This is a genomic window from Roseburia sp. MSJ-14 (assembly GCF_018918225.1).
Classification (GTDB): domain Bacteria; phylum Bacillota; class Clostridia; order Lachnospirales; family Lachnospiraceae; genus Petralouisia.
Map to the genome: position 1 here is coordinate 115,930 of NZ_JAHLQD010000032.1, position 20,436 is coordinate 136,365.

The window sequence follows — 20,436 nt, forward strand, 5'->3', positions numbered from 1 at the left end:
CATTTTATGTAGAACTTATGCTTCCTATGTATGCTATTTTCTTTTACTTTCTATATCCCTTAAAGAAATTACTTAAGTTCTGTAATGCCCTCACTAACACTTCTGTCTCCGATTTATTTAAGCCTTCTAATGTAGCCTCTACCATTTCCTCATGAAATCTCTTGTGATGATCATAAGCCTTATCTCCCTTTTCCGATAAGGAAATCAATACCACACGTCGGTCTTCCTCACTTCGTACACGACTTACATATCCCTTTTTTACCAGATTGTTAATGGCAATGGTAAGAGTTCCTACCGTAACGGACAAACTTTTCGCAATCGTAGACATATTCTTAGGTTCCTCTTTACCGATTGCTTCTATAATATGCATATCATTATTTGAGATATCCTTAAACTCCTCTGTAATAATTGCCTTTTCTTCAATATGCATAATTTCATTAAATAATTTTACCAGTACCTCGTTTATGGTGTTATAACTATCCACAAGAATACCTCCTGCCTCTTGAACTAATTTTATTATACACTAGCTTCAGAAAAAACTCAAAGAAAATACACACTTTTCCATAAACTGCATAGAATAAAATAACTACATATTTTGGAGTATGCAATGCTCAATTACTTATGGGGTTTTATGATTTTAATTGGGATTATCTATGCTGCACTCACCGGAAACCTGACTTCTGTCACAGATGCAGCTCTAGACTCTGCCAGAGAAGCCGTTACTCTGTGCATTACTATGGTGGGAGTTATGTCTTTCTGGGTGGGACTTATGCGAATTGCAGAAAACTCCGGTATTATTTCCGGTGCCGCAAAAAAGCTAAATCCTTTTTTACGTTTTATGTTTCCGGGTGTTCCTGCTAACCACAAAGCCAATGAATACATTTCTACCAACATGATTGCAAATATCTTTGGACTTGGCTGGGCGGCTACCCCGGCAGGTTTAAAGGCAATGGAAGAACTTGGAAAGTTAAATCATCACAGCAAAACCGCCAGCCGGGACATGTGTACCTTTCTTATTATTAATATTTCTTCCCTGCAACTTATTCCGGTAAATATAATTGCGTACCGTAGCCAATATGGCTCTGCTAACCCTGCACGCATTGTTGGTCCTGCAATTATTGCTACTTTAATTTCTACCTTTTCCGGTATTTTATTTGCCAAAATTATGCTTGCCCTACCAGATAAAAAAGGAGGTGTTCCAAAGTGAATCTCCTCCTTTTTCTTTCCGATGCAATTATTCCTCTATTGATTTTTTCGATTGTAGGATATGGTCTTTTAACCAAACACCATATTTACGACGATTTCATTAAGGGTGCCAAGGATGGATTTGAAACAGTTATCGGTATTATGCCTACTTTAATCGGACTAATGATTGGCGTAGGCATTTTACGCGCCTCCGGATTTTTAGATTTTCTGGCTACACTTCTCGGTTATATTACCGAACCACTTCATTTTCCTGCTGAATTAGTTCCTGTTACTATTGTAAAAATGTTTTCTTCTTCTGCCGCTACCGGTTTGGTACTGGATATTTTCAAACAATATGGTCCTGATTCCTACTATGGAACTATTACCTCTATTATGATGAGTTGCACCGAAACTATTTTCTATACCATGAGTGTGTACTTTATGAGTGCAAAAGTACAAAAGACCCGCTATACGCTGGCCGGTGCTTTACTTACTACCTTAATCGGTACAATTGCAAGTGTGGTTCTTTCCGGATTTTTATAATTTTCTATAAATATCTGCCCAACTGTGGCATCCAGTCCTCAAAGAACACTTCATCGCGAATTACAGCATCATATATGGGAGAAAAAAAGGTAACTAACAGAGAAATAACATCTTTCCATTCCGGAAACGCTCCGCTTTGACGCTTCTTTTCGTTTTTCCATTTTTTCTTCATGTACCCATAATCAGCATATCCTTTTATGGTATCTAGTCTTTTTTCTAAGGATGGGATTGCCTTACGCTCTAATAGCCTTCCAAAGCAGTCCCTTACCCTTCTTCCGTCTATCGTTTCTGTTAAAAGAATATCATAGATTTCCTTATACCAACTAAGATCATTCAAAAGTTCCAGCTTATCCACAATTTCATAGAATCCCTGTGCAAGATATTCTTCCGTTGGGAAGCGAAGATACGTTAACTTCTCAAATGTTTCTTCTGCCGGATGTAATAATATTTCTTTATATGGCTTTACTCCTATGAAAAATGGAATATGATACTTTTCTCGCTCAAATTCTAAAAGAATTCGGTTTTTGTTTTCCAAGGCAATGGGAAGATTCTTTACTTCCATAGCTTCCGGCAAAAACAATTCCCTTAATGCTTCTAGCATTTCTTTTTGATTATTCTTTGCCGGATAAAAAACAAGTCCTGGCTCTACCTTCTCGGTTTCTATTCTTTTTTTCATCCAAAGCTTATCCCGATAACCGTTAGCCAGTATACGTTCTAATACTTCGTAGCGCAGTTGTTCTGTGAGAACTTCTATTTGTTCTTTCATTACAACCACACTCCAATTCTATTTTGCACCTTTTGTATCACCTTACGCTCTTTGGCATATTCCATAAGCCGTTGAATATCCTTTTGCGGTTCCCTTAAATACATTAAAACAGCCTGCTGTAATACATTTCGTTCCAACTTTTCTTCAAACTTCAAGCAATCACAAATCATTCTTTCCTTGTTATATATCCACATCTCTCTGCTTCCAACAGCTATCTTTTCCACACCAAGTTTCAACACTTCCGGTTCAGCGTAATACGGCTGTATCAGTGGATATTTCATTTTAAATCGCGACTTTGATGTATTTTTATCCACAGCTATGTGCCAACAAGCTGGGCGTACCGCAATATAACCCTGATAGTACAATGCGCTTTCCATACATAAAACCCCATCTGTAAAAAGCTCTGCTACCATATCTTCCTCGGACTGCTTGGAAAACCCCATTCCATAGCAACCGTTTTTTATTCGTTCTAAGACTCCTTCCTCTACAAATTTCTGTATCTTTCGATAATCCATATGAAGTTCGTAAAGTTGAGCTGTGCGCATGAAACCTCCGTTTTTTTTCATTTCTTCCTGAATTAATTCAATTAGCGCATCTTTCTTTTTCTGCTTTTCCTCACCCATATTTTTTCCGCTCCATTCCTCTTTATGTGGTAATTTCATTTTATTATGGGTTCTAAGGTTTGTCAATTCTGCTTTTTCTTGAATCCCACCTTTTTATGCCGTATAATCAAAGAAAAACGAAAGGGACATGCAAACATGAATAACAAATCGAAAGGAAACCCTTCCAGAGAAACCTGTGAGACTATTATCCGACGCATTCTCACAACTGAGGTTTCAGAAAAAGGAACAAACGCTCATTTTCGCCAAGCCTCTGATTTTATGAGCTACTTTGAATCCCTTTATCCTGCTTCTGATGCTCTTACCAAACAAGTACAACGAGCAATCAAATCTATGGATATGCCAAAGGATGAAAAGGGTTACTTCATTATTAATAAAACAAAAGAACAACTGGCACAGGAAAATGAGCTAAAGCATTTTATAAAGCAGGGAGAGTTCCTTCTTAATCCTATGGATTCCTGTGAAACCGTTTTTATCAAAGCTCCAACTTCCAGCCTCGACTATCTGATTTATCAACTTTCTAACTGGGATTTATTAAAAAACAACTACATTACAATGGTAAAATCCTGTAACGGTATTTTAATTTATACACAAGACAAATTAAAGGTTTTATCTGTAATTAACAGTATTATATCCGAATAATTATATTTTTTTCTGACATCTCACAAGTTTTTTTATAATGTCCTAAGTGCACAAAAAGACAATACCCATTTGGTATTGTCTTTTTTCTATTTATCTTTTTTTCTATTTTATGTGTCTTATCTTTCAAAAAAAGACATTAAAACCATCTTCTTCTACGACGATTTTTTCTTTGCCTAATCTTCTTAAATCCTTTTGGTCGTTTAGAGCCAAATTTATAACGAATCAAATAGAAATTATCTGCAAAATGATAAATTCCAAATCCAACTCCTACTAATATAACAGCTACTAAAATTCCAATTAAAATATACTTGATATTAATGTTAACAACCTTTTCCTTCTTATTGGTTGTTTGTGCTTTGTCAAATGGGAACTGTGCTACCTTTGCTCCATTTATTTTAATATCTGCACCACCCACATTTCGCCCTGCATAAGTATATTGAATTGTTCCTACTTTATCCGCTGCCTTGGTATCTTCTACTACCTCCGGTACTGCATCTGTAAACGCAGCTGCCTTAGGAAGTACAATAAAACCTTGTGAATCTACGGAAAGGAACGATTCTTCCTTGGCAAAAATTTTATTTTCCATTTTATCAGAAGTATAATTTTGTTCATTTTCTGCTACATTCCACAGTTGGAAATTTTCAAAACAGTAATTTAGCAAATTAGTTGTATCCACATAATGCCCCGGCGACTTTTCCTTCATTACTACACAAATTAACGTCATACCGTCTCTTTCTGCAAAAGTAACCAACGTACTGTCTGCAACTGAGGTATATCCGGTTTTTCCACCAATACATCCATCATACAAGTAAGTGGAATCACCTCTCCAGTTATTCAACATTTTATGATGATTCGTCAAATAGGTTTCCTGCGCATGCTTATTGGTTGGCGGAATCGTATACCGTCTTGTACTTGTAATAAGGCGAAATGTTTCATTCTTTAATGCTTCCTGGGAAATCAATGCCATATCCCGGGCACATGTATAATGATTTTCATCCGGCAATCCATGAGGATTATTAAAATGGGTATGGGTACATCCTAACTCTGCTGCTTTCTCATTCATCATCTGAACAAAGTTGTCATACGTTCCTCCCACATGTTCTGCAATAGCATAGGCACATTCATTAGAGGATTCCAGCATTAGTCCGTATAAACAATCCTTCATACTCATAACTTCATCCACATCTCGGGAGATACCAGAACCTTCTGTCTTATAAACAGCATCCATCGAAAACGTAACCTGTTCATCCATACTACTATTTTCTACTGCCAAAAGTGCTGTCATTATTTTGGTAATACTTGCAGGATATAACTGTTCATCTGCATTTTTTTCATACAATACGGTTCCGGTAGAAGCCTCCATGACAATTGCCGCTTCTCCTTCAACCGTTGGTCCTTCCGGCCAATATTCTTCTGCCTGTACGGATAATATATTTATTTGGAAAAGACTTACTACGCCCAGTAATAATCCCATCCACTTTCTATTTTTTCTCATTCTTTTCTATCCTTCCTAATTACTACAATACTTATAGTATAATATTAGAAATCTTTTTTATCAATATTTTTTTCTATAGGGTTTTTTTCATTGAATTTTTATAGTACAATAAATGGTATTGATATAGAATTCTGGAGGTATTTATGAGATTAAGAAATATACCTGGTTCTCGCGAAGTGATTGCTGAAAATAAATGGTGCATTCAGGAACCAGAACACCAAAAAGGACACTGGAATGAGATTTTTGGAAACAAGCATCCCATTCATATTGAAATAGGTATGGGAAAAGGGCAGTTTATTACCACCCTTGCCAGACAAAATCCTTCTACTAATTATGTAGGTATTGAGAAATATTCCAGCGTACTCTTACGAGGACTTCAAAAAATGGAAGAAGATCCACTGGAAAATATTCGTTTCATTCGTATGGATGCAGAAACCATTTGTGAAGTTTTTGACAAAGATGAAGTTTCTAAAATTTATTTGAACTTCTCTGATCCATGGCCAAAGGATCGTCATGCAAAACGCCGTTTAACTTCTCGTCAATTTTTTGCTCGTTATGACCAGATTTTAAAAAACGATGGTGTGGTGGAATTTAAAACAGACAATGTTGACTTGTTTGATTTTTCTCTTGAAGAAGTAAAAGAAGCTCACTGGAATCTGGATGCATTTACCCGTGACCTACATCATGATACTGCCATGAACGAAGGAAATGTTATGACTGAATATGAGGAACGTTTTTCCGCTATGGGCAATCCAATTCATAAGTTAATTGCATCTCGCTAGAATAACCTTTTCCTTAGCTTAATATTTTATTAATCTTATTATAAAGCATTGAATTGAATTTCTTGAACTACTATAATAGATTTAGTCCTATTAAAATTTTAAGTATGTTATTTTCTTAAGGGAGATGGAGTTTATGAAATATTCAAAATTAATTGCCCCTATTATCATCACCATTATATTGGTTTTTATTTTAATGGGGTATTGCACACTGTTTCTTTTTATTCCAGAAATTCCACGTTTTGTACGAATGATTTTGCTTGTAATTTTTGGTGGACTAACATGTGTATCTTTTTATAATTTATACGAAAGAATAAAAGAAATAGAAAGTGGTGAAGAAGATGATCTTAGTAAATACTGATTACATTTCCGGAAAAGAATTGGAAATGCTTGGATTAGTAAAAGGAAGTACCATTCAGTCCAAAAATATTGGACGCGACATTACACAAAGTTTTAAGACCATTGTTGGTGGAGAATTAAAAGCCTACAATGATATGATGAACGATGCTCGTGCACTTGCTACCAAAAGAATGGTCGAAGAAGCCGAATCCTTAGGCGCTGATGCAGTTGTAAATATTCGCTATGCTTCTTCTGCAATTATGCAGGGAGCTGCCGAAGTTATCGCTTATGGAACAGCCGTAAAATTCCAATAGTTTTTACCAAAAGAGAAGTGATTGTTTTCTGATTTACCTTAAAACAATCACTTCTCTTTTTCCACTTCTTTTTTTGTTTTTTACTTACTTATCCACAGGATTCTTAATAAGTTCCTTGATAATCTTCACAACTGCTTCCATACCTTCTACTGTAACGTGTTCCTTTGGACCATGAAATGCATATCCACCGGTTCCAAGATTTGGGCAAGGAAGTCCCATAAAGCTCAGTCTTGCGCCATCCGTTCCACCTCTTACCGGAAGAGAAATCGGCTCCATACCTGCTGCCTGAATTGCTTTTTTTGCATTTTCTACTACAAAAAAGTTCTTCTCTATTACTTCTAACATATTGCGATAGCTTTCCGTTAATTTTAAAGTTACTGTTCCTGCACCATATTTCTGGTTAATTTTTTCTTCAATTTCACGCAATACCTGTTGACGTTTTTCAAACATATCACTGTCATGATCACGAACAATATAGTCAAGATGTGCCTCATTTACATCTCCATGCATTTCATCCAAATGATAAAATCCTTCTCTTCCTTCTGTATGCTCCGGTGTTTCCTGCTCCGGTAACAAACTCTGAATCTCACAAGCAATAGATGCTGCATTTACCATAATGTCCTTTGCAGATCCCGGATGTACATTTACACCCTTAATTGTAAAATGTGCAGATGCTGCATTAAAGTTCTCATATGCAACCTCTCCTTCATAATCGCCATCTACGGTATAAGCATATTCCGCTTTAAAATAGTCTAAATCAAACAAATCAGCTCCGGCACCAACTTCTTCGTCCGGTGTAAATCCAATCCAAACATCCCCGTGTGGAATTTTTTCTGCAATTACCTCTTCTACTGCTGTTAATATATTGGAAATTCCTGCCTTATCATCTGCTCCTAAAAGAGTGGTTCCATCTGTTGTAATTAATGTTCTTCCCTTTAAAGAAGTAAGATGCGGGAAATCTGATACCTTAATTACATCACCTGTTCCCTGCAATACCACATCATTTCCGTCATAATTTTCTATTACCTGCGGTTTAACATCTTTTCCCGAAAAAGACGGTGCTGTATCCATATGAGAAATAAATCCCATTGCCTTTTTGTTCTCATATCCAGGAGTTGCCTGGAGTAAACCATACACATAACAATGCTCATCACGTTTTACTTGTGTTAAACCTAAGCCTTTTAGTTCTTCTGCCAAAACATCTGCCAAAATAAACTGACAATCTGTACTAGGTATTACCTCCTTATTATCTTCTGAAGTTGTCCAGTAAGATACATATTTTAAAAGTCTTTCTTTTACTGTCATATTATGCCTCCATTACTTTATCGCTGTTACTTTTACAGGTGTATCGCCTTCCATATAGGAAAGTTTTATTTCATCACCTATACTATATTTTATTATATCAAGTAATTCAGAATTTGAAAGGTCTACATCAAAAATCTCATCTTTTCCTTCCAATGCTAAATAGATATGGGAGTTTCCTTCCAATGTTACCGGCAAAAGATTTTTAATAATTCCTGTTGCCTCTTTACTATCCTCATTAATTGCTGCTGAAATACCGTTATTTTTCAATAGCTGCTTATACGATTTTTCACATTCTCGAATAGAATCTCCGGTTGCAACCCATTGATATTTCTGAATATTTACCATGGCATACATCTTTACCAATCCTGCATCATCCTTTAATGCCATAAAATAGGTTGGCTCTCCGGATATATTAAGTAACAATGGAAAAGTTGCGGTATATCCAAGATTTTGTACCTGTCCTTCTGCCGAAGACATTGCTGAACTTTCCGTAGCTCCTTCTACTTTATAAAAACGTGTTTCCATGGTTCTTTGATTCATCAAAACAAATCCTACATTAGACTGGTCACCACTTACACTGGTAACACCGGAATATACCCACACATCATCCTCTAATGCTATATAATTATAGCCATCCGTAGTTTTTAAGCAGTCTTTTTGTCCCAAAACACTGTTAAAATATCCATGCTTTAAAGTTCCACTATAATCATATAACTGCATCAAAAGCTCTGCCTGATATACCTTGTCAATCCACTGTGGCACCTTGTCAATATCATAGGTTTTGCAATCTCCTGTCTGTGCGTTGCAGACAACCACTTTACCAATCGTTTCTCCACCAAATAAGCCAATATTAAATTTCTTTACCGGGCATATCCAATATGGTGTTCCTTCGTCGTCAATTTCAAAAAATATCTGGTCACTAAAAATGTAGGTTGGGTATTTAAATCTCAGGTGACGATAAATATTTCTATTAAAATGTTCTGATTTTGAATATTTAATTGGCTTATCCAATTTTACACATTCCGTATCCTGTGTTGCCATATCAATTTTAATATAAGCCGGGATTCCGTCTTTTTGGTTGGTCAACCACTTAATTGGACTTGCATATACCAGTGGTGTCACACGAACCGGACGGTTATTTACATTGATTTGTGTATAATCATCCGATACTTCAAACTGGGATACCATATCTACCATGCTTCCCATCTTTCTATCACCTAACAGAGCTGCTGAATCCTTATCCAAAATCGGAATTGTATTGTAATCTACCTGTGAAATATCTTCTGTAAAATTTCTTTCTTCCACCGTCATCAACTTTTGGTACTTCTTTGCATTTACAATTGGGGAGGATAAAATACTTCCTATCATGAGAATTACTACTAATGCACCGATAATTTCAAATCCTATTTTTGCAATACTGCTTGCCTTGATATTAATATCAATTTTTCCTCTTCTCCAATCAATTCTCTGATGTTCTCGGATTGCTTTGTGTATCGTTGCAAAAATACAAAACAACAAAATTCCGCCAATTACAAATACCCATGTTCCCATGGAGTGTATATTGAATGCCGGAAGTGTAATATAGTAATAAATAAAAGCTACTAATAATACTACAATTGCTATTACAATATTTCTTATTGCTTTTTTCATAAATTTTCTCCTTTTTGTATTATTTAGATAGTACAATTTTACTATCTAAATAATAGCATGTCAAGAATCCAAACTTCTTTTCTTATATAAAATTTTTCTTAAAAAAGTAAAAAAAGTTCTTGCAATTCTTAATAGTTTATTATATAATAATTCTTGCGTTGATGATTACGCAATCACAAATATGCGCTTTTAGCTCAGTTGGAAGAGCACCTGACTCTTAATCAGGGTGTCCAGGGTTCGAGCCCCTGAAGGCGCATTTACAAAAGCACTGTTTTCGAAGACGAAATGAGCTCGGGGGCGGTGTTTTTTTTCGTTCTATTATTTCTTTTTTCCACTTAATGCATTATCTACTTCTTTGATACATTTTTGAATATGTGTCATTTTTTTTTGCAAATCTTGCCTTTCATAAGCCATTTCTGTTAGTTTTTGTTTCATACTTTTTTTCCGTTTCATACTTTACATAGTTCCCATACACTTTCTTTCATTATATGCAAAAAGCAAAAGAAAATCCCTTTCAAGTAAGACTTTTATCTTCTTGAAAGGGATTTCCTTTTATCCTCTATCCTACAAATTTGCAATCAATGCTGCAATATCTTCCGGACTCATTTTTTTATTTGGATCTGATAAGTCCGGCATTGGAGGAACTGCTTCTTCTTCCTTAGATTCCTCTACGCTATTCTCTTCCACTACAGGTTCTTCCATACTTTCCGGAAGTTCTTCTTCCTGACTACCTGCAATTAACGCTGCAATTTCTTCCGGTGTCATCATCTTATTTGCATCGACTGTAGTAGCTTCTTCCGATACAGTATCTGGTGCTACATCTTCCATTACTGAATCTTCTGGCTCTAACTTTTCTTCTGCAACAACTTCTTCCATTACAGAGCCATCTTCTGTCTCAACCTCTTCCATTTCTGGTTCCGGTTCTATTTCTAACTCCGTTTCTGATAATACATCTTCTTCCGGTTCCACTTCTAACTCCGTCTCTGATAATACTTCTTCTGGTTCTTCTATCTCTGGAGTTATCTCATCTTCTAATATCGGTTCTTCTATTCTCGTTTCTTCTTCTGCTAGTTCCGGTTCCACTTCTAACTCTGTTTCTGATAATACTTCTTCCGGTTCTTCTATTTCCGGAGTTATCTCATCTTCTAATATCGGTTCTTCTATTCTCGTTTCTTCTTCTGCTAGTTCCGGTTCCACTTCTAACTCTGTTTCTGATAATACTTCTTCCGGTTCTTCTATTTCCGGAGTTATCTCATCTTCTAATATCGGTTCTTCTATTCTCGTTTCTTCTTCTGCTAGTTCCGGTTCCACTTCTAACTCTGTTTCTGATAATACTTCTTCCGGTTCTTCTATTTCCGGAGTTATCTCATCTTCCAATACTTCTTGTGGTTCCTCCCCTACTTCCGGAGTTATCTCATCTTCTAATATCGGTTCTTCTATTCTCGTTTCTTCTTCTGCCAGTTCCGGTTCCACTTCTAACTCTGTTTCTGATAATACTTCTTCCGGTTCTTCTACGCTTGCCTCTTCTTCTACTTCCGGAATTTTGTCTTCCGGCAATACTTTTTCCGCTTCTGTTTCTACAACTTTTGGCTCTTCTTGCTGTTTTTCCATTACAAATTGCTTCTGTTCATTTGCTCTGATTTCTGACTTTAATTCTTCCACCAGTTCTCTACCAACACCCGGTATTTCCTGAACTTTATCCACAACTGTATTCATGTGACTGTTTAACGAATCTTCTAAAGCCTGCATTTTTGTTAACAATGCCTGTTGGTTTTCTTCTATTTTTTCAAATTCCTCTGACTTACTTTCTTCTTGTACAATCATATTTTCCGGCTGATCTAATACTTTTCCAACCACTTCTTGTACTTTTGCCATTTTCTCCATGACCTTATCATTGGAATTCATCATAGCATTGGCATTTTCTTTACTTCTACTTAATGTAAGCTTTGCTACTTTCTTTTGATCTTCCATTAGGGAATCCAAAAGCCCACTGATTTTTTTATAATTATTTTCATTACTAGCTGCCAGTGGTTCCAGCTTTTTGTCTAACTCACCGAGCATTTCATTTGTTTCACGAAACTTCTTTCGCGTTTGCAAATAACATGCTTTTTGTGAAGTCACAATATCTTGATATTGTTCTTCTGCCTTTTGGCTACTTAAGTCTCGCAATTGCATTTTTCCACTTACTAAGAAAAATATTGCTATAAGAAGAACTACGCTTATTACCGCCAGCAATATGTAATTCTTAGGTGCATTTACAATGATATAAACATCTGCCATTGCTGCAATTACTGCTACCAGTGAAGCAACTAAAACCCTAATCCTTTGTACATTGCCATTTCTCATATCGTTTTCCTCCACCCTTGTGAATATTTTAGAAAACGTTCCCGAGGTGATTTGAACACCCGACCTACCGCTTAGGAGGCGGTCGCTCTATCCAGCTGAGCTACGGAAACAAAAAGCAAATCTATATATGGTAATTAATCTGACCTTGCATCCAAATGTTTCCTTTGAATCTACGGCCTACCGCAGGTTCTCCCAGTAAATCACTTTCATTGATGCACACATCAAAGACCAAATTATTACTATCAACTGTAAGAATATAACATTTTTCCGATGTTACACTATTTTCAATAGTATCATAATTAAGAATCTCTCCCATGATACTATATTGATCACTTTCAATTCCATATGGCATAAAATAAGTATCTACAATAGATAATATATCTTCCTTCATTACTCTTCTTGAAATCATGGAGTAAGTATCAATGTCTTCTAACGTAAGACTTTCAATTGCCTCTTCATCACCATCTCTTGCAGCCGCAATCAAATGGCTTCTTTTTTGGCTGTAATTTTCTCCTTTTTTTATCTGAGACTCATTTTTATATACTGGAAAAATAATTTTTCCACCGGTAGACAATGCAGATAATGTTGTATTTGCAGGAATTTTTCGTGCAGTGCCACCAGCTTCTTGTAAATATTCAATGACATTTTGCAGATAAAAGATAAGTGTTACACCAAGGCGTACTTCATCACAAACACCTGCATAGGCTTCCCTATCAGAACGCTTTTCAATTTCTACCTTTTCCTCGGTAGAAACTCCACTTCCAACGAAATATGGGTAATAATAATCCATTTGGAATTCTTCCTCTACATACTCTCCGCGAACTGCAATTCCGATATATTCTCCATATTGCTTACTTAATTCTGCAAAAACATTTCCCTTTGCATCTTCTGTAATTACTTTTTTATCCGGATTCTTTATAATATCATCTATTAAAATATCTAAATCTTTCTTTTTTATTAAATTCTTAAATCCAATACTTCTTAAAAAATTGTGCATATTGTCACTCCCTTCATGGGATATTTCTCTTTTTATTATATAATACAAAATATTCTTTTTCCACAGTATTTTTAATATTTTTTAAAATATGTGGATTACTTTTTCTGTCAGTCTTCTTTCGTGGATTTCACCATCTGACACTTCTATAACTTCAGGCTGTGCAGAATCTTCTGTCTGGGATACCACAATAACTTCTTTTCCATTTTCTATTTGCATCTTAGTTCCTACCGGATACTTTGCTATTTTACTTTCAAAAACTTTTACCACATTACTATCATACTTTTTATGATTTCTTAATTCTTTTAAAGCATCCTCCAGTGTTCCCTGCTCTCTTTCTATTCCACTTAAAATACCGTCTGCTGTATCACACACCTGTATAATCTTACATTCCAACTCCTGGTTTTTCTGCTTTAACGGATATCCACTTCCGTCCATTTTTTCGTGATGTGATAAAATCATTTTTTTTGAAATTTCCGGTATCCATGTTTCTTTTTCCAGTGCAGTATATGCTAAAATGGTATGTTTCTTTAATTCAAAAATTTCCACCGGCGGCATTTTTTCAAAGCAACAATTTTTATAATCTGCATTTACATAGCACAATCCCAAATCATGCAACAACGCTCCCAAAGCAATTTGCTCCAGTCTTTCTTTTTCGCATCCACACTCTTTTCCTACAATAATGCTCCACAATGTTGTCAGGATAATATGTTCATAAATATTTCCACTGTGCTCTCTAACGTCAATTTTCTTTTGGTTCTCCCGACTATAAACAGCATCCGTCATCTCCGTTGCAAGTTTCAACAACTTTTTCAACCTATTATTATCCTTATACACATGATGAACTAATACATCTTCCAACTGCTGTTGAAACTCTTTTATCTGATTACTCTTTAAATATAAGTTTGGTCTTTCGTATACTTCATATTGGTCTTGGACAAAAACCTCCTCTACATTTAATGTAAGAAGTGATTCCTTATAGGAGCTTTCTATGATTTCTCCCTTTTTTAATAGTATTTGACCATCCTCCAGATATATCGACTGGGCTAATATTTCATTTCCTGTTAATTCTGACACATGGCATTTTCTCATGTTATGCTCCTAATTACTCTGGTTTTTTCGTACTTACTCCCATTGCAATATTTAACGCTTCTTTTTCTTCTTCTGCTAAAACAAGTACTGAATTTCCGTCAATAATTTCTTTAATGTAAGTGTAGCAGCCTTCTCTACTATGTACTGCATTTATAATAAATCCATCATTTTTCTGATCTAATAATGCTAATGAAAAGCTTAGTTTTCCTCCCATTTCATTAAATGCATCATATTTAACCATTCCCACTTTTTGAAAAGTTACTTTCATACTGCGGAATAACTTTTCAATATTTTCTTCGTTTTTCTTTTCAGATACTAATACTTCCTCTACCTGATTAATTCTTTTTATCAAATTATCTTCTAAGGATTTTGCATCCTTTCCAACCATAAATGAGTTATATTTCTTTTTCAGTTTACTGGTCTTTACCATATTTATAATCAAAAGAATCAGTAATAGTAACATTACTCCTGCCATAATTGCAAAGGTAAGTAAAAAATCATCTACTGTAAATTTTAAATTTAAAAATTCCGATATCATAAGTGCCTCCATTTATAGAACATATGTTTGTTTATTTGTTTATGTATTTTATTCGTGTATTGATTGGAATAATTCCATAATTCTTTCTAATTCATCGGTAGAGTAATAATCTATTTCTATTTTTCCTTTTTGATTATCTTTTTGATGAATTGCTACCTTAGTTCCCATAATTGACTTTAATCTTTGTTCCATATCCTCAAAGAAAACAGACATACTTTCATCTACTATTTTCTTTGTTGGTTCTGTCTTTTGCTTTTGTAATTTTTTTACTAATTTCTCTGTCTCTCGTACACTAAGTTTTTCATCAAATATCTGTTGTGCAACTGCATACTGTTGCTCTTTATCTTCGATACCCAATAATGCTCTTGCATGACCTGTGGAAATCAAATCATCAATTACCATTTGCTGTACACGCTCGTCCAATTTCAACAGACGCATAGAATTAGTAACTGCTGTTCTGGATTTTGATACTCTTTCTGCTACCTCATCCTGTTTTAAATTAAACTCGTTTAAAAGTCTTTTGTATGCTAATGCTTCTTCAATTGGATTCAGATTTTCTCTTTGAATATTTTCGATTAATGAAATTTCTACGATTTCCTGATCTGTAAGATTTTTAATAATTACAGGTACTTCTTTCAATCCTGCAAGTTTAGCTGCGCGCCATCTTCGCTCTCCGGCAATAATTTCATAATAATCTTTCTTATCCTGTACCAATAACGGTTGTAATACACCATGTTGTTTTACTGACTCAGACAACTCTAGCAATGCATCTTCATCAAAATTCTTTCTTGGTTGTTCTCTATTTGGTTCTACCTTTCCTATTTTCACAAAAGTAACTTCTTTATCCGGTTCTACTTTTTTACTCTTTACAGGTTCTACCGGCGCATTTCCGGTTCCTACTTTATCTGTAATAAGACTATCCAGTCCTTTTCCTAATCCGCCTCTTTTGGTTGCCATTTATATATCCTCTCTTTCTATTACTTCTTTTGCCAACAGACGATAGCTTTCTGCCCCGGCAGATTTCGAATCATATAAATTAATGGGAAGTCCGTGACTTGGTGCTTCTGCTAATCTAATATTTCTTGGAATTATTGTTTTGTATATGGTAGTATTCAAATTATTTTTTACGTTTTCAACCACCTGCAATGACAAATTTGTTCTGGCATCGTACATTGTAAATACCACGCCTTCCATATGTAAACTTGGATTTAATCTCTGCTGTACCAGATTTATTGTATGTATTAACTGGCTTAATCCTTCCAATGCGTAATATTCACATTGAATTGGAACTAATACTGTATTGGCTGTAGTCATAGCATTAATAGTTAACATATTCAATGATGGAGGACAATCAATAATAATAAAGTCAAAATCATCCTGTATGTAATCTACTTCATTTTTTAATATGTACTCCTTTTCATTGATACCAAGCAATTCAATTTCTGCTCCAGCAAGATTTACATTGGATGGTATTAACTGTAATCCCTCGATTTCTGTTTTAATCATACTTTCTCTCACAGTACATTCTCCTAGCATAAGTTCATATACTGTGTTTTCCAATTCTTCTTTTTCAATTCCAAGACCGCTGGTTGTATTTCCCTGTGGATCTAAATCAATGGTCAATACTTTTTTTCCATTTTCGGCAAGACATGCTGATAAATTTATGGCAGTTGTTGTCTTACCGACTCCACCTTTCTGATTTGCAATAGCAATAATTCTTCCCATATTATTTTCCTTTCTCTCTCATGCTTTTTCTATTATATCACTTTTGAATATGTAATTCTATAATTATTTTGTTATTATTGTATTTACTTAGTACTATATTATTTTATTATTTATTATTGTATTTGCTTACTAACATATTAATTTATTATTTTATTACTATATTCACTTATTACTTATTACTATATTACTTATTACTATATTACTTATTACTATATTCACTTATTACTATATTCACTTATTACTATATCTACTTATTATTTCACTAAAAATGTTTCACGTGAAACATTTTACTAATCAGTAAAACTTAGTTTTATTATCTGTTTAAGCAAAATTTTTATCGCCTTTTTAACTTTTCATACTTATTTTGATATTTTTACAACTAATTTTATTTTTGCAAGGTGCACTCTCTTAGTGGAGCATTTTTTATGCAATAAAGCACAATTTACTATTGTATAAAAAAGGAATGTTTCACGTGAAACATTCCTTTTGTTTTTCAGGTTATTAAACTATTATTTATTAGAATATACTTATTAAATTATTTCTAATTGCAAATATTGCTGCCTGGGTTCTATCAGAAACATCTATCTTTTTGAATATACTTGAAATGTGGTTTTTAACTGTTCTCTCACTAATGTTCAGTTTTTCGCCAATCTCCTTATTATAAGAACCAACTGCCATTAGTTTTAATACTTCTAATTCTCTCTTCGTAAGTAATGCAAGCTTTTCCTTTTCCACATCTCTTTCAATCATCTTGGAATTAAGAATTGGAATTAAATTAGGTTGAATATAGCTTTCTCCGTCAATTACACTATAAATTGCTTTTTTCAATTCATCCGAATTGGAATCCTTTAGCATATATCCATCTATTCCAATTTCTACCGCTTTTAATAAATACTCTACTTCATTATGAACAGTTAATATGATTACCTTTGTATCTAATTTTTTTTCTTTGATTTTTTCCAGTACTTCCAATCCATTCATATTTGGCATATTGATATCCAATAATAGAGCTTGCGGTAAATTTTTTTCTAATAAATCCAAGCATTCCACACCATCACTTGCTTCCCCAATAACTACTATATCTCCATCCAATTCCAGTAATTGTTTTAATCCTTCTCTTACCATAGAATGATCATCGGCTATTATTACTTCTACTGCCATTTACTTTTCCTCCTTATCAATAGGAATTTCTACTGAAATCGTAGTACCCTTTCCTATGACTGATTCTATACTTAAATTTCCCGATAATAAGTATACTCTTTCCCTCATCATTGATAAGCCAAATCCAGATCCATCTTCCCGATGTAATTGATTCATGCTTTCCACATCAAATCCACATCCATCATCTACAATCTGAACTTTTATACTATTTTCTTTGTATGTTAGAATAATATCAATATGCTCTGCCTGTGCATGTTTTAAAATATTATTACATGCTTCCTGTACAATTCTAAGAATTGTTAATGATACTAATGGTGGTATTTTTTTCTTTTCACCTTCTATTTGATAATCCACCAGAACTTTTCCTGTATTCTTCCATTTTGCGGCTTCCCGCTCTAAGGTAACCTCTAATCCAATATCATCTAATGACATTGGGCGCAAATTATAAATTACCTGACGCATATCTTCAATAATTTTCTTCACTGTCTTTGACATTGTCTGAAGTTCTAGCTTACATCTCACTGTATCCATATCCATAAGTTTAGTACAAAGTTCTACTTTATGAATAATACTGGTAAGACTTTGAACGATAGAATCATGTAATTCCCTTGCAATTCTTTGTCGTTCCATTTCCTGAGTTTCCAGAATTTTTTTTCGAAAAATTTCTTCTGCATTTGAAATTTCATCTACACTTAACATAACTTTTTCATTCTTGTTGGTATACTGTAATACAGAATCTAGTTCTTCTAAATGATTATTTATATTTAAGATTTTTTCTTCTAATTCTTCTTTTTCTTGTTTTATCTCAGCTCTTTCTTTTTTTAATTTATCAATTTTTTCATAACTCTCATGGTTTACATCTCTTGGTGAAAATGATTCGTAATTTTTATCCAACGAGTCTTCTAACATTGCTGTAAATTGTTCGTTTTCTTTTAACAGTAATACTTTATTCTTATACTCCCTTTCTATGCATAGTTTATACTCATACATTTCCTGACGTATTTTTTCTAAATATTCTGCTACCATATTCCTCCTTACAGAACATATGTTCTATTCAAATCATACAGATTCACATATAACTTAATTTTATATCATTTTATATAATATTTAAAGATTAATTTCAATTTTTTATTTGTATATCTTCATTATTTCGTCTATAATAATAGAAAGAGAATATATGTTGAGGGAGGACACTCTAAATGAAAAAACAAATTCGCAATTTTTTACTTCTTACAACGATGACTACCATAAGTATTTATGGTATTAATAAAGCAATTAGTGTTTCTTCCATTCGGAAGAATCTACTAAAATCGGATAACGGAAAATTCTTTACCTGGAGATACGGTGAGATTTTTTATACAAAGCAAGGAAAAGGCAGTCCTGTTCTTTTAATTCATGACTTGAATCCGGCTTCCTCTTCTTATGAATGGGAAAAATGTATAAAGCATTTGGCAAAAAATCATACTGTTTACGCCATAGATCTTTTAGGTTGCGGACAAAGTGACAAGCCAAACATGACTTATAGTAACTATTTATTTGTTCAATTGATTACTGATTTTATCAAAAATGTGATTGGTGAAAAAGCTGATATTATTACCACTGGAAATTCCGCTTCCTTCACTCTTATGGCATGTAATATGAATCCAGAGCACTTTAATAAAATTATTGTTTTAAACCCTACAAATCTGGTAGAATTATGTGCATCACCAAACAAAGAAAAGAATGCATTAAAGTTTTTAATTGATTTACCTGTAATCGGAACATTGATTTATAACATTGCATTTTGTGGTAAAAATATCAAAAATCTTTTTGAAGAGAAGTATTACTATAAAGGACACATGGTATCTACCAAAACCTTAGATACCTATTATGAATCCGCTCACTTACAGAATAGTAAGGGTAAATATTTATTATCCAGCATCAAGGCAAATTATACCAACATTAATATTGTCCATGCCCTGAAGAAAATTAACAATAGCATTTACTTAGTTGGTAGCCGGGAGCAGAATGGAATTACTGAAATTATGAATTCCTATGTAGCTTACAATCCTTCTATTGAGGCTTCTTACGTTGATAATTCAAAATATCTTCCTCAGCTAGAATGTCCAGAAAGATTATTAAAATTATTAAACCTTTACTTAGAATCGAAATAACAAAAAGAGATTGGATAACTTCCAATCTCTTTTTATATTCAAATTTTTTATTGAATCGGATTTTTCGATGGCGTTCCTGCCTTTCTTGGATAGGTTTTTGGTGTTTTCTTTACTTTTTTTATCTGGACAAAAGAACGTTCCGCATCTGTTTCCACCAAGCGGAATTTTTTTACACTTTCAATTTTCCCACCTAATACAAAAATTGCCTTTTTTGACTGCGATAATTCCTCTTCAATTTCTCCAGACTTATACGAAATAAAGGATCCTCCTTGAGTTACAAAAGGCAAACAGTACTCACTCAAAGATGCAAGATTAGCTACTGCTCTGGAAACACACAAATCAAAGTTTTCTCGATACTCTGTCTTTCTTGCCATCTCTTCTGCTCTTCCATGAACAGCAACAATATTCTTTAACTGTAAGGCTTCAATTACTTCATTTAAAAAATTTATTCGTTTATTCAAGGAATCCATCAATACAATATTCAAATTTGGAAATGCTATTTTTAATGGGATTCCCGGAAAACCAGCCCCCGTTCCTAAATCTAACACTTTTAATTCCTGGTATAATTCTATCTGCTGAATCAAACTTAAAGAATCTAAGAAATGTTTTTCCACCACATCTTCAAACTCTGTGATAGCAGTTAAATTCATTACTTTATTTTTTTCTATCAGCATTTCATAATATTTCAAAAACTGCTGTATCTGTTGTTCAGACAAGTCTATTTTTAGTTTATTTAATCCTGATTTAAATTTTTCTAAATTATATTCCATCACTTTAACTCCACAAATC

General features: G+C 34.0%; 22 protein-coding genes and 2 tRNA genes. 8 read left to right on the forward strand and 16 right to left on the reverse strand.

Features of this window, described 5'->3' with window-relative positions; all coding sequences use genetic code 11:
- Positions 1 to 43: 43 nt before the first annotated feature.
- Positions 44 to 484: a MarR family transcriptional regulator gene (locus KQI83_RS11850; RefSeq protein ID WP_216558254.1), complete on the reverse strand. Its 441-nt coding sequence runs from the start codon at positions 482 to 484 to the stop codon at positions 44 to 46.
- A 123-nt stretch (positions 485 to 607) separates the two neighbouring features.
- Here KQI83_RS11850 and KQI83_RS11855 point away from each other — a divergent pair, with 123 nt between their 5' ends.
- A complete protein-coding gene (locus KQI83_RS11855) occupies positions 608 to 1,207 on the forward strand; it encodes a nucleoside recognition domain-containing protein (protein WP_216558256.1) in 600 nt (199 codons plus the stop codon).
- Complete coding sequence (locus tag KQI83_RS11860) at positions 1,204 to 1,728, forward strand: spore maturation protein (RefSeq protein ID WP_216558259.1); 525 nt, start codon at positions 1,204 to 1,206, stop codon at positions 1,726 to 1,728. The genes KQI83_RS11855 and KQI83_RS11860 overlap by 4 nt, the downstream gene beginning before the upstream one ends.
- Positions 1,729 to 1,732: 4 nt before the next feature.
- Here KQI83_RS11860 and KQI83_RS11865 read toward each other — a convergent pair whose 3' ends face one another.
- Together KQI83_RS11865 and KQI83_RS11870 are read right to left on the reverse strand one after the other, a co-directional pair.
- Positions 1,733 to 2,494 (reverse strand): hypothetical protein, encoded by a 762-nt coding sequence (locus KQI83_RS11865; protein ID WP_216558261.1) that lies wholly within the window; start codon positions 2,492 to 2,494, stop codon positions 1,733 to 1,735.
- Positions 2,494 to 3,117 (reverse strand): type IV toxin-antitoxin system AbiEi family antitoxin domain-containing protein, encoded by a 624-nt coding sequence (locus tag KQI83_RS11870; protein ID WP_216558264.1) that lies wholly within the window; start codon positions 3,115 to 3,117, stop codon positions 2,494 to 2,496. Before KQI83_RS11870 ends, KQI83_RS11865 begins: the two co-directional genes overlap by 1 nt.
- 135 nt (positions 3,118 to 3,252) lie before the next feature.
- Between KQI83_RS11870 and KQI83_RS11875 the strand changes: the two genes are divergently transcribed.
- Entirely contained in the window at positions 3,253 to 3,756 is a 504-nt protein-coding gene (locus KQI83_RS11875; protein ID WP_216558266.1) for a hypothetical protein, read from the forward strand.
- Positions 3,757 to 3,892: 136 nt separating this feature from the next.
- Here KQI83_RS11875 and KQI83_RS11880 read toward each other — a convergent pair whose 3' ends face one another.
- Positions 3,893 to 5,251, reverse strand: a complete 1,359-nt coding sequence (locus KQI83_RS11880) for a D-alanyl-D-alanine carboxypeptidase family protein (RefSeq protein ID WP_216558269.1) — start codon at positions 5,249 to 5,251, stop codon at positions 3,893 to 3,895.
- A gap of 143 nt (positions 5,252 to 5,394) precedes the next feature.
- Between KQI83_RS11880 and trmB the strand changes: the two genes are divergently transcribed.
- From trmB to KQI83_RS11895, 3 genes are all read left to right on the forward strand, one after another.
- Positions 5,395 to 6,033, forward strand: coding sequence for a tRNA (guanosine(46)-N7)-methyltransferase TrmB (gene trmB, locus KQI83_RS11885; protein ID WP_216558272.1), 639 nt, complete (start codon positions 5,395 to 5,397; stop codon positions 6,031 to 6,033).
- A 133-nt stretch (positions 6,034 to 6,166) separates the two neighbouring features.
- A complete protein-coding gene (locus tag KQI83_RS11890) occupies positions 6,167 to 6,391 on the forward strand; it encodes a hypothetical protein (protein ID WP_216558275.1) in 225 nt (74 codons plus the stop codon).
- Entirely contained in the window at positions 6,372 to 6,683 is a 312-nt protein-coding gene (locus KQI83_RS11895; protein ID WP_216558279.1) for a YbjQ family protein, read from the forward strand. Before KQI83_RS11890 ends, KQI83_RS11895 begins: the two co-directional genes overlap by 20 nt.
- An 84-nt stretch (positions 6,684 to 6,767) precedes the next feature.
- On the opposite strand, the gene pepT is transcribed toward KQI83_RS11895, so the two are convergent.
- Positions 6,768 to 7,988, reverse strand: a complete 1,221-nt coding sequence (gene pepT, locus KQI83_RS11900) for a peptidase T (protein WP_216558281.1) — start codon at positions 7,986 to 7,988, stop codon at positions 6,768 to 6,770.
- Positions 7,989 to 8,000: 12 nt separating this feature from the next.
- Positions 8,001 to 9,638 carry a CvpA family protein gene (locus tag KQI83_RS11905; protein WP_216558283.1) on the reverse strand — a complete coding sequence of 546 codons (1,638 nt, stop codon included), beginning with the start codon at positions 9,636 to 9,638 and terminating at the stop codon, positions 8,001 to 8,003.
- Positions 9,639 to 9,821: 183 nt separating this feature from the next.
- Between KQI83_RS11905 and KQI83_RS11910 the strand changes: the two genes are divergently transcribed.
- Positions 9,822 to 9,894: transfer RNA gene (locus tag KQI83_RS11910), tRNA-Lys, on the forward strand.
- A 308-nt stretch (positions 9,895 to 10,202) separates the two neighbouring features.
- Here the strand turns inward: KQI83_RS11910 and KQI83_RS11915 are convergent.
- The 9 genes from KQI83_RS11915 to KQI83_RS11955 all read right to left on the reverse strand — a co-directional run bounded on the left by KQI83_RS11915 (position 10,203) and on the right by KQI83_RS11955 (position 18,520).
- Positions 10,203 to 11,984, reverse strand: coding sequence for a hypothetical protein (locus KQI83_RS11915; RefSeq protein WP_216558286.1), 1,782 nt, complete (start codon positions 11,982 to 11,984; stop codon positions 10,203 to 10,205).
- 36 nt (positions 11,985 to 12,020) lie between these two features.
- Positions 12,021 to 12,094 (reverse strand) — tRNA-Arg (locus KQI83_RS11920).
- A gap of 11 nt (positions 12,095 to 12,105) precedes the next feature.
- Positions 12,106 to 12,981, reverse strand: a complete 876-nt coding sequence (locus KQI83_RS11925; protein ID WP_216558289.1) for a DUF3881 family protein — start codon at positions 12,979 to 12,981, stop codon at positions 12,106 to 12,108.
- 81 nt (positions 12,982 to 13,062) lie between these two features.
- The gene (locus KQI83_RS11930; RefSeq protein ID WP_216558293.1) at positions 13,063 to 14,070 is read right to left on the reverse strand and encodes an HD-GYP domain-containing protein; all 1,008 of its coding nucleotides are present in this window, start codon (positions 14,068 to 14,070) and stop codon (positions 13,063 to 13,065) included.
- A 13-nt stretch (positions 14,071 to 14,083) separates the two neighbouring features.
- Positions 14,084 to 14,608: a DUF4446 family protein gene (locus KQI83_RS11935; RefSeq protein ID WP_216558296.1), complete on the reverse strand. Its 525-nt coding sequence runs from the start codon at positions 14,606 to 14,608 to the stop codon at positions 14,084 to 14,086.
- Positions 14,609 to 14,656: 48 nt separating this feature from the next.
- Positions 14,657 to 15,565 carry a ParB/RepB/Spo0J family partition protein gene (locus KQI83_RS11940; RefSeq protein WP_216558299.1) on the reverse strand — a complete coding sequence of 303 codons (909 nt, stop codon included), beginning with the start codon at positions 15,563 to 15,565 and terminating at the stop codon, positions 14,657 to 14,659.
- Positions 15,566 to 16,333: a ParA family protein gene (locus tag KQI83_RS11945; RefSeq protein WP_216558301.1), complete on the reverse strand. Its 768-nt coding sequence runs from the start codon at positions 16,331 to 16,333 to the stop codon at positions 15,566 to 15,568. It lies immediately after the preceding gene.
- A gap of 516 nt (positions 16,334 to 16,849) precedes the next feature.
- Positions 16,850 to 17,494: a response regulator gene (locus tag KQI83_RS11950; RefSeq protein WP_216558304.1), complete on the reverse strand. Its 645-nt coding sequence runs from the start codon at positions 17,492 to 17,494 to the stop codon at positions 16,850 to 16,852.
- Positions 17,495 to 18,520 carry a sensor histidine kinase gene (locus KQI83_RS11955; protein WP_216558307.1) on the reverse strand — a complete coding sequence of 342 codons (1,026 nt, stop codon included), beginning with the start codon at positions 18,518 to 18,520 and terminating at the stop codon, positions 17,495 to 17,497.
- Positions 18,521 to 18,693: 173 nt separating this feature from the next.
- Between KQI83_RS11955 and KQI83_RS11960 the strand changes: the two genes are divergently transcribed.
- Positions 18,694 to 19,647, forward strand: a complete 954-nt coding sequence (locus KQI83_RS11960; RefSeq protein ID WP_216558310.1) for an alpha/beta fold hydrolase — start codon at positions 18,694 to 18,696, stop codon at positions 19,645 to 19,647.
- 47 nt (positions 19,648 to 19,694) lie between these two features.
- Here the strand turns inward: KQI83_RS11960 and rsmG are convergent, their stop codons facing one another.
- A complete protein-coding gene (gene rsmG, locus KQI83_RS11965; RefSeq protein WP_216558313.1) occupies positions 19,695 to 20,417 on the reverse strand; it encodes a 16S rRNA (guanine(527)-N(7))-methyltransferase RsmG in 723 nt (240 codons plus the stop codon).
- Between the last annotated feature and the right edge of the window lie 19 nt (positions 20,418 to 20,436).

Coding starts and splice junctions, on each gene's coding strand:
- KQI83_RS11855 (WP_216558256.1), top strand. CDS start 608: ATGCTCAATTACTTATGGGGTTTTATGATTTTAATTGGGATTATCTAT.
- KQI83_RS11865 (WP_216558261.1), bottom strand. CDS start 2,494: ATGAAAGAACAAATAGAAGTTCTCACAGAACAACTGCGCTACGAAGTA.
- KQI83_RS11870 (WP_216558264.1), bottom strand. CDS start 3,117: ATGGGTGAGGAAAAGCAGAAAAAGAAAGATGCGCTAATTGAATTAATT.
- KQI83_RS11875 (WP_216558266.1), top strand. CDS start 3,253: ATGAATAACAAATCGAAAGGAAACCCTTCCAGAGAAACCTGTGAGACT.
- KQI83_RS11880 (WP_216558269.1), bottom strand. CDS start 5,251: ATGAGAAAAAATAGAAAGTGGATGGGATTATTACTGGGCGTAGTAAGT.
- trmB (WP_216558272.1), top strand. CDS start 5,395: ATGAGATTAAGAAATATACCTGGTTCTCGCGAAGTGATTGCTGAAAAT.
- KQI83_RS11890 (WP_216558275.1), top strand. CDS start 6,167: ATGAAATATTCAAAATTAATTGCCCCTATTATCATCACCATTATATTG.
- KQI83_RS11895 (WP_216558279.1), top strand. CDS start 6,372: ATGATCTTAGTAAATACTGATTACATTTCCGGAAAAGAATTGGAAATG.
- pepT (WP_216558281.1), bottom strand. CDS start 7,988: ATGACAGTAAAAGAAAGACTTTTAAAATATGTATCTTACTGGACAACT.
- KQI83_RS11905 (WP_216558283.1), bottom strand. CDS start 9,638: ATGAAAAAAGCAATAAGAAATATTGTAATAGCAATTGTAGTATTATTA.
- KQI83_RS11915 (WP_216558286.1), bottom strand. CDS start 11,984: ATGAGAAATGGCAATGTACAAAGGATTAGGGTTTTAGTTGCTTCACTG.
- KQI83_RS11925 (WP_216558289.1), bottom strand. CDS start 12,981: ATGCACAATTTTTTAAGAAGTATTGGATTTAAGAATTTAATAAAAAAG.
- KQI83_RS11930 (WP_216558293.1), bottom strand. CDS start 14,070: ATGAGAAAATGCCATGTGTCAGAATTAACAGGAAATGAAATATTAGCC.
- KQI83_RS11935 (WP_216558296.1), bottom strand. CDS start 14,608: ATGATATCGGAATTTTTAAATTTAAAATTTACAGTAGATGATTTTTTA.
- KQI83_RS11940 (WP_216558299.1), bottom strand. CDS start 15,565: ATGGCAACCAAAAGAGGCGGATTAGGAAAAGGACTGGATAGTCTTATT.
- KQI83_RS11945 (WP_216558301.1), bottom strand. CDS start 16,333: ATGGGAAGAATTATTGCTATTGCAAATCAGAAAGGTGGAGTCGGTAAG.
- KQI83_RS11950 (WP_216558304.1), bottom strand. CDS start 17,494: ATGGCAGTAGAAGTAATAATAGCCGATGATCATTCTATGGTAAGAGAA.
- KQI83_RS11955 (WP_216558307.1), bottom strand. CDS start 18,520: ATGGTAGCAGAATATTTAGAAAAAATACGTCAGGAAATGTATGAGTAT.
- KQI83_RS11960 (WP_216558310.1), top strand. CDS start 18,694: ATGAAAAAACAAATTCGCAATTTTTTACTTCTTACAACGATGACTACC.
- rsmG (WP_216558313.1), bottom strand. CDS start 20,417: ATGGAATATAATTTAGAAAAATTTAAATCAGGATTAAATAAACTAAAA.